The organism is Streptomyces sp. NPDC047525 (genome assembly GCF_040643025.1).
GTDB classification, from domain to species: Bacteria; Actinomycetota; Actinomycetes; order Streptomycetales; family Streptomycetaceae; genus Streptomyces; species Streptomyces durmitorensis.
On sequence record NZ_JBEYTL010000027.1, the window covers coordinates 50436 to 65082 of the forward strand.

At 66.6% G+C, this 14647-nt stretch carries 9 protein-coding genes; 6 read left to right on the forward strand and 3 right to left on the reverse strand.

Annotated elements, in window-relative coordinates:
* Positions 1 to 102: 102 nt before the first annotated feature.
* The 6 genes from ABZ833_RS42515 to ABZ833_RS42540 all read left to right on the forward strand — a co-directional run bounded on the left by ABZ833_RS42515 (position 103) and on the right by ABZ833_RS42540 (position 11359).
* Positions 103 to 1002, forward strand: coding sequence for a hypothetical protein (locus tag ABZ833_RS42515; protein ID WP_361058778.1), 900 nt, complete (start codon positions 103 to 105; stop codon positions 1000 to 1002).
* A gap of 65 nt (positions 1003 to 1067) precedes the next feature.
* Entirely contained in the window at positions 1068 to 2030 is a 963-nt protein-coding gene (locus tag ABZ833_RS42520; RefSeq protein ID WP_361058780.1) for a hypothetical protein, read from the forward strand.
* Between the two features lie 264 nt (positions 2031 to 2294).
* Positions 2295 to 2825 carry a 50S ribosomal protein L10 gene (gene rplJ / locus ABZ833_RS42525; protein WP_361058782.1) on the forward strand — a complete coding sequence of 177 codons (531 nt, stop codon included), beginning with the start codon at positions 2295 to 2297 and terminating at the stop codon, positions 2823 to 2825.
* 113 nt (positions 2826 to 2938) lie between these two features.
* Positions 2939 to 3319, forward strand: a complete 381-nt coding sequence (rplL, locus tag ABZ833_RS42530) for a 50S ribosomal protein L7/L12 (protein WP_249588338.1) — start codon at positions 2939 to 2941, stop codon at positions 3317 to 3319.
* Positions 3320 to 3877: 558 nt separating this feature from the next.
* A complete protein-coding gene (gene rpoB, locus ABZ833_RS42535; protein WP_249588337.1) occupies positions 3878 to 7363 on the forward strand; it encodes a DNA-directed RNA polymerase subunit beta in 3486 nt (1161 codons plus the stop codon).
* Positions 7364 to 7459: 96 nt separating this feature from the next.
* Positions 7460 to 11359, forward strand: a complete 3900-nt coding sequence (locus ABZ833_RS42540; protein WP_361058784.1) for a DNA-directed RNA polymerase subunit beta' — start codon at positions 7460 to 7462, stop codon at positions 11357 to 11359.
* Positions 11360 to 11448: 89 nt separating this feature from the next.
* Here the strand turns inward: ABZ833_RS42540 and ABZ833_RS42545 are convergent, their stop codons facing one another.
* The 3 genes from ABZ833_RS42545 to ABZ833_RS42555 are packed head-to-tail and all read right to left on the reverse strand — an operon-like array spanning position 11449 to position 14619.
* On the reverse strand, positions 11449 to 12795 hold the full coding sequence (locus ABZ833_RS42545) for a M48 family metalloprotease (protein ID WP_361058786.1): 1347 nt from the start codon (positions 12793 to 12795) through the stop codon (positions 11449 to 11451).
* A 28-nt stretch (positions 12796 to 12823) separates the two neighbouring features.
* Positions 12824 to 13363, reverse strand: coding sequence for a Pycsar system effector family protein (locus tag ABZ833_RS42550; protein ID WP_361058788.1), 540 nt, complete (start codon positions 13361 to 13363; stop codon positions 12824 to 12826).
* Positions 13360 to 14619: a PE-PGRS family protein gene (locus ABZ833_RS42555; protein ID WP_361058790.1), complete on the reverse strand. Its 1260-nt coding sequence runs from the start codon at positions 14617 to 14619 to the stop codon at positions 13360 to 13362. The genes ABZ833_RS42550 and ABZ833_RS42555 overlap by 4 nt, the downstream gene beginning before the upstream one ends.
* Positions 14620 to 14647: the final 28 nt, after the last annotated feature.

The window sequence follows — 14647 nt, forward strand, 5'->3', positions numbered from 1 at the left end:
TCGAGGTGCGGGGCCCGTCCTCGTATTCGTGCATGTCCGTCAGAGCTGTCGGGGGACTGCGCTAGCGTGCAGGATTCACACGAGTGCAAGGGGTGGGATGTCATGAACAGCACGACCATGCGACGCGCGGGCCTTTCGATCGCGGTGGCCGCCGCGCTGTCCGGGGTCGCGGCCTGTGGCTCCTCCGGCGGCTCCGGAGGAGGCGACGGCGTCGGGAAGGGCAAGGACAAGGGCTCTGTGGCCCTCAGCCCGATAGCCGCCCTGCGCACCATCGAGAACAAGACCGACAACGCCGACTCGGCCAAGGTCGAGGGCAAGACGGTCATGGGCGCCCAGATGTCGATGGACATGAAGGGCGTCATGGGCTGGAAGGACGGCGTGACCGGCGAGGTGACGGCGACCCTCACCGGCGGCACCGCGGCCCAGCAGATGGAACAGCTCGGCCAGTCCACGATCGACTACCGCTATCTGCCCGACGCGTACTACGCGAACATGGGCGACAAGTTCGCGTCCCAGTCCGGCGGCAAGCACTGGATCGAGTACGACTACGCCACGCTGGCCGAGATGGGCGGCGCCGCGGGCGAGGCCTTCAAGGACCAGATGCAGAACACCACGCCCAACTCCTCGGTGAAGATGCTCCTCGCGTCCGGCGACGTGAAGCGCGTGGGCGAGGAGAGCGTCCGTGGCACGAAGGCGACCCACTACTCGGGGACCGTCGACGTCGCGGACCTCACCGGCAAGAACACGGACCTCGACGCCGAGCAGATGGACGAGCTGAAGAAGCAGTTCAAGCAGGCCGGCATGAGCACCGAGAAGATCGACATCTGGGTCAACGGCGACGACCTGCTGGTCAAGAAGACCGAGAAGGCCGACATGAAGACCGGCTCCTTCTCCCAGACGGTCTACTACAGCGACTACGGCACCCCGGTCTCCGCCGAGAAGCCGCCGGCCGGGGACACCATGAGCTTCAAGGACCTCATGAACCAGCAGCCGCAGGCCTGACCTCGGACGTCAGGTATTCTCGCCGGACCGAATTGTGTCGATCATGTGTTCCTAGGGGTGGGGTCATGACTGTGAAGAGAGCTGCGGGCGCCGTGCTCGCCACCGCGCTGCTGTGTACGGGTGCGGTGGCTTGTGGAGGCTCGGACGACGGCAAGAAGGCCAAGGGGGCGGGCTCGGGGGAGACCCAGTCCCGGTCGCAGGTGACCGAGGTCATCACGGCGGCGTACGAGAAGACCGCGAAGGCCAAGTCGGCCAAGGTCGAGATGACGATGACGGCGCCGAAGTCGATGGGTGCCGACGCCGGCGAGATGAAGATGTCCGGCGTCATGGGCTGGGACCCGACCGTCATGGATATGACGATGACGGGCTCGGCGCTCACCGAGGGCGACCCCGAGGCTCCGGAGAAGATCCGGATGCTCTGGCTCGACAATGTCATGTACATGGACATGGGGGCGGCCGCCGCCAAGGACATGGACGGCAAGCAGTGGGTCAAGATGGACCTGAACTCCATCGCCGAGCAGGCCGGTGACGAGAAGCTCGCCAAGCAGATGACCGGCGGCCTGGACAGCATGAACCAGGACCCGGCGCAGCAGCTCGCGATGCTCCTCGACTCGCCGAACCTGAAGCACGCCGGTCCGGCCAAGGTCGACGGCGTTCAGACTCAGCGCTACAAGGGCCGCCTCTCCGTCAAGGAAATGATGGAGTCGAACAAGGGCCTCGACGAGGTGCTCGGCAAGAGCGAGCGCGAGGAGCTGTTCAAGAACATCGAGAAGTCGGGCATCAAGGGGTACGACACCGAGGTCTGGGTCAACGAGGACGACTACCCCGTCCGTATGGACATCGACATCAAGTCCCCCGAGGGCACGGTGAAGACGTCCCAGAAGTTCTCCGAGTACGGCGCCGCTGCCAAGGTGACCGCACCGCCCGCGGGTAAGACCTTCGACCTGATGGACATGTTCAAGGAGCTCGAGAAGAGCGGTGCCGGTGCCGGTGCCGGTGCCGGTGCTGGCGCGGACAGCGGTATCTGACCCGATTTGCTTGACGCGAACCCGTTCGCGTACTCTTCCCCAGAAGCCAAAGACCGCTGGTCGTTGCCGTGTGCTCGCAAGAGGATGCGGTGGCCGAAGGATCCGCTGAAACTGCGGACGACCCGCGTAGGTGACTGTGGAAGTGAGTGCTCCCGGACGGAATTCCGTCAGGTCGAGCTCATGCCCCGGCGCCTGCGCCGGGGCGTTTTGTTTTGTCAGCCCCTTTTGAGCGGTCCTCATCACCCGGAAGGAGGCCGACGCTCTATGCCGACGCCCGACAAGGCTGCCGCGGTAGCCGAGCTCACGGACAAGTTCCGCAGCTCGAACGCCGCCGTGCTGACCGAGTACCGGGGTCTCACCGTGGCCCAGCTCAAGCAGCTGCGCCGCTCCCTCGGTGAGAACTCCGAGTACGCCGTGGTGAAGAACACGCTGACCAAGATCGCGGCCAATGAGGCCGGGATCAACCAGCTGGACGACCTGTTCTCGGGTCCGACCGCTGTTGCCTTCGTCACCGGTGACCCGGTGGTGTCGGCGAAGGGTCTTCGTGACTTCGCCAAGGACAACCCGAACCTCATCATCAAGGGCGGTGTCCTTGACGGTAAGGCGCTGTCCGCCGATGAGATCAAGAAGCTCGCGGACCTCGAGTCCCGCGAGGTTCTGCTCGCCAAGCTGGCCGGTGCCATGAAGGGCAAGCAGACGCAGACTGCGCAGCTCTTCCAGGCTCTGCCGTCGAAGTTCGTCCGCACCGCGGAGGCGCTTCGTGCCAAGAAGGCCGAGCAGGGCGGTGCCGAGTAATTCGGCTCGCGCATTGATCGACGTCCGATAGGGCGACGGTCGCAGCGGGCCCAACGTACGCCCGCCTTCATGTACACCCGGCACCAGCCGAATTAGTGGAAGGATCGCCCATCATGGCGAAGCTCAGCCAGGAAGACCTGCTTGCTCAGTTCGAGGAGCTCACCCTCATCGAGCTCTCCGAGTTCGTGAAGGCCTTCGAGGAGAAGTTCGACGTCACCGCCGCCGCCGCGGTCGCCGCTGCCCCGGCCGGCCCGGGCGCCGTCGCCGAGGCCGTCGAGGAGCAGGACGAGTTCGACGTCATCCTCACCGGCGCCGGCGAGAAGAAGATCCAGGTCATCAAGGTCGTGCGTGAGCTGACCTCGCTGGGTCTCAAGGAGGCCAAGGACCTCGTCGACGGCACCCCGAAGCCGGTCCTCGAGAAGGTCGCCAAGGAGGCCGCCGAGAAGGCTGCCGAGTCCCTCAAGGCTGCCGGCGCCTCGGTCGAGGTCAAGTAACCTCGCGAGTCGTCTGACTCCTTTTGAGCGTCGTTCACGCGACGCCTGCCAAGGGCGATCACCCATCTGGGTGGTCGCCCTTCGGCGTTCTCCAACGCACCCCGACGGCTGCCTTGCGCAGCCCGCCGCGACGAGTATGGTGATCTTCGTTGTGCCTCGGAACAGCCGTGACGGCGACCTCTGAGAGCCAAGTCGGGGCAGGGGGGCCTTGACGAACCGCACGCAGCGCGCAATTCTCAGGACGCGTCGTCACATCGATCCGCATCCGAGGCATGGATCGACGGCGAAGAGGGCAGTATCGATGTGCATCGAGGGCGTGGCTTGCAGCAGGGGTTGAGAACAACGAGGGTCTTCAAAAACCCGCACTGGACATCAGTGGGCCTAGTGGCTACACTGACCCTTTGCGCTGCCTGTTAGCTGCCTCCTGCCCGTCACCAGGGGCATGCCCATGCTTGAGCACTGTGGAACGAAACTTCCCTGACCGGGGATTTCTGTCTCTGTGTCCAGCCTGGGACCGGTACGCGCGTAGTGAGTCCGAGCCCTCGGAAGGACCCCCTCTTGGCCGCCTCGCGCACTGCCTCGACCGCGAATACGAACAACGGCGCCAGCACCGCCCCGCTGCGCATCTCCTTTGCAAAGATCAGGGAGCCCCTCGAGGTTCCGAACCTTCTTGCGCTGCAGACCGAGAGCTTTGACTGGCTGCTCGGCAATGAAGCGTGGAAGGCTCGTGTCGAGGCGGCTCTCGACAGTGGACAGGACGTCCCCACCAAGTCCGGTCTGGAGGAGATCTTCGAGGAGATCTCTCCGATCGAGGACTTCTCCGGGTCGATGTCCTTGACGTTCCGCGACCACCGTTTTGAGCCTCCGAAGAACTCCATCGACGAGTGCAAGGAGCGCGACTTCACGTTCGCCGCCCCGCTCTTCGTCACCGCTGAGTTCACCAACAACGAGACCGGCGAGATCAAGTCCCAGACGGTCTTCATGGGCGATTTCCCGCTCATGACGAACAAGGGCACCTTCGTCATCAACGGCACCGAGCGTGTCGTCGTGTCGCAGCTGGTCCGTTCGCCGGGTGTCTACTTCGATTCCTCGATCGACAAGACGTCCGACAAGGACATCTTCTCCGCCAAGATCATCCCGTCCCGGGGTGCCTGGCTGGAGATGGAGATCGACAAGCGCGACATGGTCGGTGTGCGCATCGACCGCAAGCGCAAGCAGTCGGTCACCGTTCTGCTCAAGGCTCTCGGTTGGACGACCGAGCAGATCCTTGAAGAGTTCGGCGAGTACGAGTCCATGCGCGCCACCCTGGAGAAGGACCACACCCAGGGCCAGGACGACGCGCTGCTCGACATCTACCGCAAGCTCCGTCCGGGCGAGCCGCCGACGCGCGAGGCTGCTCAGACGCTGCTTGAGAACCTCTACTTCAACCCCAAGCGCTACGACCTCGCGAAGGTCGGCCGCTACAAGGTCAACAAGAAGCTGGGTGCGGACGCTCCGCTCGACGCGGGCATCCTCACGGTCGAGGACATCATCGCCTCGATCAAGTACCTGGTGAAGCTGCACGCCGGTGAGACCGAGACCGTTGGCGACAGCGGTACGTCGATCGTCGTCGAGACCGACGACATCGACCACTTCGGCAACCGTCGTCTGCGCAACGTCGGCGAGCTCATCCAGAACCAGGTCCGCACGGGTCTGGCTCGTATGGAGCGCGTCGTGCGTGAGCGCATGACGACCCAGGACGTCGAGGCGATCACGCCGCAGACCCTGATCAACATCCGGCCGGTCGTCGCCTCCATCAAGGAGTTCTTCGGCACCAGCCAGCTGTCGCAGTTCATGGACCAGAACAACCCGCTGTCGGGTCTCACCCACAAGCGCCGTCTGTCGGCGCTTGGCCCGGGTGGTCTCTCCCGTGAGCGGGCCGGCTTCGAGGTCCGTGACGTGCACCCGTCTCACTACGGCCGCATGTGCCCCATTGAGACGCCTGAAGGCCCCAACATTGGTCTGATCGGTTCGCTCGCCTCGTACGGCCGCGTCAACGCGTTCGGCTTCGTCGAGACGCCGTACCGCAAGGTCGTCGAGGGCGTCGTCACCGACGACGTCGACTACCTCACGGCCGATGAAGAAGACCGCTTCGTGATCGCCCAGGCCAACGCCGTGCTCGGCGAGGACATGCGCTTCACCGAGTCGCGCGTCCTGGTCCGCCGTCGTGGCGGCGAGATCGACTACATCCCCGGCGACGACGTCGACTACATGGACGTCTCGCCGCGCCAGATGGTGTCGGTCGCGACCGCGATGATCCCGTTCCTCGAGCACGACGACGCCAACCGTGCCCTCATGGGCGCGAACATGATGCGTCAGGCCGTGCCGCTGATCACCGCCGAGGCTCCCCTCGTCGGCACCGGCATGGAGTACCGCTGTGCGGTCGACGCCGGTGACGTGATCAAGGCCGAGAAGGCGGGTGTGGTCCAGGAGGTCTCCGCGGACTACGTCACGGTCACGAACGACGACGGCACGTACACCACGTACCGCATCGCCAAGTTCTCCCGGTCGAACCAGGGCACCTCGGTCAACCAGAAGGTTGTCGTCGACGAGGGCGCCCGCGTGATCGAGGGCCAGGTCCTGGCCGACGGTCCCGCGACCGAAGAGGGCGAGATGGCCCTCGGCAAGAACCTGCTCGTGGCGTTCATGCCTTGGGAAGGTCACAACTACGAGGACGCGATCATCCTGTCGCAGCGCCTCGTGCAGGACGACGTCCTCTCCTCGATCCACATCGAGGAGCACGAGGTCGACGCCCGTGACACGAAGCTGGGTCCGGAGGAGATCACCCGGGACATCCCGAACGTCTCCGAAGAGGTCCTCGCCGACCTCGACGAGCGCGGCATCATCCGTATCGGTGCCGAGGTCGTCGCCGGCGACATCCTCGTCGGCAAGGTCACGCCCAAGGGTGAGACCGAGCTGACCCCCGAGGAGCGTCTGCTCCGCGCGATCTTCGGTGAGAAGGCGCGCGAGGTGCGCGACACCTCGCTGAAGGTGCCGCACGGTGAGATCGGCAAGGTCATCGGCGTCCGCGTCTTCGACCGTGAAGAGGGCGACGAGCTGCCGCCGGGCGTGAACCAGCTGGTTCGTGTCTACGTGGCGCAGAAGCGCAAGATCACGGACGGTGACAAGCTCGCCGGTCGTCACGGCAACAAGGGCGTCATCTCCAAGATCCTTCCGATCGAGGACATGCCCTTCCTTGAGGACGGCACGCCGGTCGACATCATCCTCAACCCGCTGGGTGTCCCGTCCCGAATGAACCCGGGTCAGGTCCTGGAGATCCACCTCGGCTGGCTCGCCAGCCAGGGCTGGGACGTCTCCGGTCTCAGCGAGGAGTGGGCGCAGAGCCTGCAGCGCATCGGCGCCGACCAGGTCGCCCCGCGGACGAACGTCGCGACTCCGGTCTTCGACGGCGCCCGCGAGGACGAGCTGACCGGCCTCCTCGAGCACACCGTCCCGAACCGCGACGGCGACCGCATGGTCCTGCCGTCCGGCAAGGCGCGGCTGTTCGACGGACGCTCGGGCGAGCCGTTCCCGGACCCGATCTCGATCGGGTACATGTACATCCTCAAGCTGCACCACCTGGTCGACGACAAGCTCCACGCTCGTTCGACCGGTCCGTACTCCATGATCACCCAGCAGCCGCTGGGTGGTAAGGCTCAGTTCGGTGGCCAGCGCTTCGGTGAGATGGAGGTGTGGGCGCTTGAGGCTTATGGCGCCGCTTACGCCCTCCAGGAGCTGCTGACGATCAAGTCCGACGACGTGACCGGCCGCGTGAAGGTCTACGAGGCCATCGTCAAGGGCGAGAACATCCCCGAGCCCGGCATTCCCGAGTCCTTCAAGGTGCTCATCAAGGAAATGCAGTCGCTCTGCCTCAACGTGGAGGTGCTGTCCTCGGACGGCATGTCCATCGAGATGCGCGACACCGACGAGGACGTCTTCCGCGCGGCGGAAGAGCTCGGTATCGACCTGTCCCGGCGCGAGCCGAGCAGCGTCGAAGAGGTCTGACGGGTTGGCCGGCCGGACCTCGTGTCCGGCCGGCTCTCCCCGGACCCGTTCAGACCATGATTGAGACTCGACCCCGAAAGAGGGATTGACGACAAAGTGCTCGACGTCAACTTCTTCGACGAGCTGCGGATCGGCCTTGCCACCGCGGACGACATCCGACAGTGGTCCCACGGCGAGGTCAAGAAGCCGGAGACCATCAACTACCGCACGCTCAAGCCCGAAAAGGACGGACTCTTCTGCGAGAAGATCTTCGGTCCGACCCGGGACTGGGAGTGCTACTGCGGTAAGTACAAGCGTGTCCGCTTCAAGGGCATCATCTGCGAGCGCTGCGGCGTCGAGGTCACTCGCGCCAAGGTGCGTCGTGAGCGGATGGGCCACATTGAGCTGGCCGCCCCTGTCACGCACATCTGGTACTTCAAGGGCGTCCCGTCGCGCCTCGGCTACCTGCTTGATCTCGCCCCGAAGGACCTCGAAAAGGTCATCTACTTCGCGGCGTACATGATCACGTTCGTGGACGAGGAGCGCCGTACGCGTGACCTGCCCTCCCTGGAGGCGCACGTCTCCGTGGAGCGTCAGCAGGTCGAGAACCGTCGCGACTCCGACCTGGAGGCCCGCGCCAAGAAGCTCGAGACCGACCTGGCCGAGCTCGAGGCCGAGGGCGCCAAGGCCGACGTACGCCGCAAGGTGCGCGAAGGTGCCGAGCGTGAGATGAAGCAGCTGCGCGACCGTGCGCAGCGCGAGATCGACCGTCTCGACGAGGTCTGGAACCGCTTCAAGAACCTCAAGGTCCAGGACCTGGAGGGTGACGAGCTGCTCTACCGCGAGCTGCGTGACCGCTTCGGCACGTACTTCGACGGTTCGATGGGTGCCGCTGCACTGCAGAAGCGCCTTGAGTCGTTCGACCTGGATGAGGAAGCCGAGCGGCTTCGCGAGATCATCCGTACCGGCAAGGGCCAGAAGAAGACCCGTGCGCTCAAGCGCCTCAAGGTCGTCTCCGCGTTCCTGCAGACCAGCAACAGCCCCAAGGGCATGGTGCTCGACTGCGTGCCGGTCATCCCGCCGGACCTGCGTCCGATGGTGCAGCTGGACGGTGGCCGCTTCGCGACCTCCGACCTGAACGACCTGTACCGCCGCGTGATCAACCGCAACAACCGCCTGAAGCGGCTTCTCGACCTCGGTGCTCCCGAGATCATCGTGAACAACGAGAAGCGCATGCTCCAGGAGGCCGTGGACGCCCTCTTCGACAACGGTCGTCGTGGTCGCCCGGTCACCGGTCCCGGTAACCGCCCGCTGAAGTCCCTGAGCGACATGCTCAAGGGCAAGCAGGGTCGATTCCGTCAGAACCTTCTCGGTAAGCGTGTGGACTACTCCGCGCGTTCCGTGATCGTCGTCGGCCCGCAGCTGAAGCTGCACCAGTGTGGTCTGCCCAAGGCCATGGCGCTGGAGCTCTTCAAGCCGTTCGTGATGAAGCGCCTGGTCGACCTGAACCACGCGCAGAACATCAAGTCGGCGAAGCGCATGGTCGAGCGCGGCCGCACGGTCGTGTACGACGTCCTGGAAGAGGTCATCGCCGAGCACCCGGTTCTCCTGAACCGTGCGCCGACGCTGCACCGCCTCGGCATCCAGGCCTTCGAGCCGCAGCTGGTCGAGGGCAAGGCCATTCAGATCCACCCGCTCGTCTGCACCGCGTTCAACGCGGACTTCGACGGTGACCAGATGGCCGTGCACCTGCCGCTCTCCGCGGAGGCGCAGGCCGAGGCCCGCATCCTGATGCTGTCCTCGAACAACATCCTGAAGCCGGCAGACGGCCGTCCCGTCACCATGCCGACCCAGGACATGGTCCTTGGCCTCTTCTTCCTCACGACGGACGAGGAAGAGCGCAAGGTCATCGGTGAGGGCCGTTCGTTCGGTTCCTCCGCCGAGGCGACCATGGCGTTCGACGCCAAGGAGCTCTCGCTCCAGGCGAAGGTCGACATCCGCTTCCCGGTGGGCACCATCCCGCCGCGCGGCTGGACCCCGCCGGCCGTCGAAGAGGGCGAGCCGGAGTACCAGCAGGGCGACAGCTTCCGGCTGCGTACGACCCTGGGCCGCGCGCTCTTCAACGAGCTGCTGCCCGAGGACTACCCGTTCGTCGACTACTCGGTGGGCAAGAAGCAGCTCTCCGAGATCGTCAACGACCTGGCCGAGCGCTACCCCAAGGTCATCGTGGCGGCGACGCTCGACAACCTGAAGGCAGCGGGCTTCTACTGGGCGACCCGTTCCGGCGTCACCGTGGCCATCTCCGACGTCGTGGTCCCCGAGGCCAAGAAGGCGATCGTCGCGGGCTACGAGGCGCAGGACGAGAAGGTCCAGAAGCAGTACGAGCGCGGTCTGATCACCAAGGACGAGCGCACGCAGGAGCTCATCGCGATCTGGACCAAGGCGACCAACGAGGTTGCCGAGGCGATGAACGCGAACTTCCCCAAGACGAACCCCATCTTCATGATGGTTGACTCGGGTGCCCGAGGAAACATGATGCAGATGCGTCAGATCGCCGGTATGCGTGGTCTGGTGTCGAACGCCAAGAACGAGACGATCCCGCGCCCGATTAAGGCTTCGTTCCGCGAAGGCCTGTCGGTGCTCGAGTACTTCATCTCGACTCACGGTGCTCGTAAGGGTCTTGCGGACACGGCTCTCCGTACCGCCGACTCCGGTTACCTCACCCGTCGTCTGGTCGACGTCTCTCAGGACGTCATCATTCGCGAGGAGGACTGTGGCACCGAGCGCGGTCTGAAGCTCAAGATCGCGGTCAAGGGCGAGGACGGTGTGCTCCGCAAGACGGAGAACGTCGAGACCTCGGTGTACGCCCGCATGCTGGCCGAGGACGTCGTCATCGACGGCAAGGTCATCGCGCCGGCCAACGTCGACCTCGGTGACGTGCTCATCGACGCCCTGGTCGCCAACGGCGTGGAGGAGGTCAAGACCCGCTCGGTCCTGACCTGTGAGTCCGCGGTCGGCACCTGTGCCTTCTGCTACGGCCGTTCGCTCGCCACCGGCAAGCTGGTCGACATCGGTGAGGCGGTCGGCATCATCGCCGCCCAGTCCATCGGTGAGCCCGGCACGCAGCTGACGATGCGTACGTTCCACACCGGTGGTGTGGCCGGTGACGACATCACCCAGGGTCTGCCCCGTGTCGTCGAGCTCTTCGAGGCTCGTACGCCCAAGGGTGTCGCCCCGATCTCGGAGGCGGCTGGCCGCATCCGTATCGAGGAGACCGAGAAGACCAAGAAGATCGTCGTCACGCCGGACGACGGCAGCGACGAGACTCCCTTCCCGATCTCGAAGCGTGCCAAGGTCCTCGTGCGTGAGGGTGACCACGTCGAGGTGGGCCAGAAGCTCACCTTCGGTGCCACCAACCCGCACGACGTGCTGCGGATCCTCGGTCAGCGCGCGGTCCAGGTCCACCTGGTCGGCGAAGTCCAGAAGGTCTACAACAGCCAGGGCGTGTCGATCCACGACAAGCACATCGAGATCATCATCCGGCAGATGCTGCGCCGCGTGACGATCATCGAGTCCGGCGACGCGGAGCTGCTGCCGGGCGAGCTCGTCGAGCGCTCGAAGTTCGAGACCGAGAACCGTCGTGTTGTGACGGAAGGCGGCCACCCGGCCTCCGGCCGTCCGCAGCTGATGGGTATCACCAAGGCCTCGCTGGCGACGGAGTCGTGGCTGTCCGCGGCCTCCTTCCAGGAGACGACCAGGGTCCTGACGGACGCGGCGATCAACGCCAAGTCCGACTCCCTGATCGGCCTCAAGGAGAACGTCATCATCGGTAAGCTCATCCCGGCCGGTACGGGCCTGTCCCGCTACCGCAACATCCGGGTGGAGCCGACCGAGGAAGCCAAGGCTGCGATGTACTCGGCCGTCGGTTACGACGACATCGACTACTCGCCCTTCGGCACGGGCTCCGGCCAGGCTGTTCCGCTGGAGGACTACGACTACGGGCCTTACAACCAGTAGGCGTTGCCAGGTAGTTGTTTGAGTTGACCTGAAGGGCGCTCACCCCGGTTTTGCGGGGTGGGCGCCCTTCGGCGTTTCCTGGGCAGGCCTCAGAGGTGCGTCCGCAGGTAGGGCTCGAGAGCCCGCAGCCGGGTGTGGGTCTCGGGGTGGCTTGAGAGCAGGCGGGACATCGTGCCCCGCTGCTTCACCCGGTATCCGGCCGTGACCGCTCGTGCGCGATCGGCTTCGTCCTGGGCCTGCGTCTGATGCAGGACCTCCGCGAGCATGGGCGCGAAGCCCAGAGCCGCGGCCTGCTGGTCGGCGCGGAGTTCGCCGAGGCGGCCGAAGTGGGCGAGCAGATACGGGGTGATGAGCAGTGGGATCACGACGAACCACAGGGTCGCCGTCACGGCCAGCAGAAAGACGCCGACGACCAGGAGGGCAATGCCGGTAGCTGCCGGCGAGACGTGTCGTGCCACGTAGAACGCGACCAGGGTGATGCGACGGGCCAGGGCCCAGACCACACGCCCCGGCATCGAGTACCACTGGCCGAGCAGACCGGCCCAGGCGTGGCCGCCGGTGTGATGGCCCAGCTCATGGGCGAGTACGGCGGCCAGCTTGCTGCTGGGCAACTGCCTCAGGGAGTACGTCGTGACGCCGACGACGTGGCCGGCGGCGGCGAGCGCGTTGAGCTCGCCACTGTTCTCGACCATCAGCTCGTACGTGTGCGGCTCGATGCCCGCGCGAGCGGTGACCTCCCGCCAGACCGGTTCGAGCCGCATCCGCTCATCGGCCAAGGGCCGGCGCAGGCCGAGGACGTGCCGGGCGAAGGCCAGCTCGGTCGGCCGGTGGAAGACCAGCGCTCCGGACGCGAGCCAGGCGAGGACGACGAACCAGCCAACGGTTCCGAACAGGGCGGCGCAGAGGCCACTGACGATGACGAAGCTCACGACGAACCCGGGCACCTGAACGAGGAGGCGACCCACGGCCGTGGCGTCCGTGCCGCGCTGATGGGCGGCCACATGCAGTCGGGCACCTTGGTGCCGATAGTCGAGGTCGTCGGGGGCCTGGCGCGTCTGCGGCGGGTGGGCCGGGGGCGGCGGGGTGGTGGGGTGTGGTGCGGGGCTTTGCGGGGCCGGGGCCGGGGCAGGGGCAGGGGCTGCCGGTGTGGCGGTGGTTGCGTCTGAGCCCGGATAGGCGGGGGCCGGGTGAGCGGGGGCCGGATAGGCGGGCTCGGGGTACGCAGGAGCGGGGGGAGTGGGCCCGGGGCCTGCGGTGTCTGGGTATATGAGGGCCGGGTACGTGGGCTCGGGGTAGGCGGGCTCCGGGTAGGTCGCCTCGGGATACGCGGGTGAGGGATAGGCGGGTGCGGGGTGTGCGGGCTCGGGGTGTGCGAGGGGTTCCGGGCCGGATGGTCGCTCCGGCGGGGCGGGGTCGCTCGGGTGGGGCGGGGCCATGGACAGGCTCCTTCGCTTCGTGTGGTCGTCAGCTGATGAGGAGGGCGGCGGGCAGCAGCACGGTGCCGACGCCGAAGGCGATCAGGCCCACTCGGATCCACTGGTGCTTGCGGACGGCGATGCGGCTGGTCTCGGCGAGCGCGGCGGTGAGCCCGGACAGGGGGGCGTGCTCGGTCTCGGCGAGCGCCTGGAGCAACCTGCCCTCGCGCACGGCCTGTTGGATGTCTCCGAAGTACGAGAGGGGACGTCCGGCCGTCCACGTCGTGCCGCGCAAGCGCGGCAGCACCGCGAGCAGCAGTGCGAAGAGGGCGGACACAAAAGCCAGCACACCCGCCCACCAGATCGTCGCCCCGGCCGCTGTCAGCTCCCCCGGCTGCCAGTTCCGCCCTGCGAGCAGCCCGCTGAACACGCCGGCTGTCATGCCCAGGGCGGCCACGAGGACTGACGCCTTGCTGTCCGCCCGTGCGATCTCGGACCGCAGGTCGGCGAGGAGGCGTTCGGCGGTGTGCGCGCCGGAGGTCTCGGGAGGCGCGGCGGGCGGCGGGTCGGTGACGCCCGGGGTGCTCATGCGGGCGTGGTGTCGTGCGGCGGCCTGCGCGGGTCGGCGGGTTGGGCGGTCTCGCTCGCGCGGAGCTCGTCCTCGGCGGGCGGTGACGTGTACGCCCCCGCGGTCGGTCCCGGCTCCGGGGGTCCCCAAGCGGCGTACGGCGGCTGGGGTCGCACGTCGGGGGACGCCTGCTCCGTGGACGCTTGATCCGTGTGGGCCCCGGACTGTGCTGCGGGCGCCGAGCCGTCGTACGGCTGCCGTGGTGCTGCCTGCGCGGGCAGAGCGGTCCGCTGCCCGGGGTCCGCGTCGGGCGGGGCCGCGACGGGGCCGAGGCCCTGCTGGTGGAGGAGTTCGTTGACCGCGTTCAGGGCGTACTTCGCCGACTCGGCCTTCTGATAGTCCTCCAGACCGTCACCGCTGATCAGCTCCAGCTGACTCTGGATGAGGGAGAGCTGGTCCTTGCGGATGCTGCTCATCACGAGCTGGGTGTCCTCGGGGTGCTGGGCGAGATGCAGCGCCCACGCCCCGACCCCGCCGTGCTGCAGGTGGTAGCGGTAGAACTCGATCTTCCGTGCGGTCAGTTCCTGGGCCTGCTGCTGGCGCAGCACCTCCAGCTCGTGCTGCTGCCGGGCCTGCTGCAGGTGGTACTGGTGCTCGGGGGCGAGCATCTCGTGCTCATAGCGCAGGCTGCGCTGCCGCCGCCGGTGCGCGACCGCCTCGTCGTCGAGGCGCAGCCGCAGCATGCAGGTGACGGCGACCCCGATTCCCGCCGCGAAGACGCCCGATTCGACGGCCTGCTGCACGGCGCTCTCGGCCGCCGGGCTGTCCTCGATGGAGAAGCGGCGGCTGACCGGTCGGGCGTACTGATGCAGTTCCCGGGTGAGCCGCGTGGGCACGTCACGTTCGCCGCTGCGTACGTACGCGATGGGATCGGCGACCCGCCAGGTCAGATCGGCGGTCACCCCGAACGAGAAGGCGTCGTCGTCGCTGGGCAGCTGCAGGTCCAGCTGGACGGGATGGCTACCCATGTCGACCTCGTACACGGAGATGTAGCGGCGCGTCGCGGCATCCGCCCGGGTGGGCCGGTGCGGCGGGATGTAGACGTCGTACACGCCGGCCGCGGTGGCGAAGACCAGGGCGTGGTCGATCGCGGTGACGGGTCTGCGAGCGGTGTAGTCGAAGCGTGAGATCGGCCGGACGGTGAGCACCGGGTCGATCAACTGGCTGTGCCGGTCGGCCTGTTGCTGCCATTCCGGCTGACGGCGGAACTCCGCCATGGGGCTCAACTCCTCGGTGGTCAGGGCA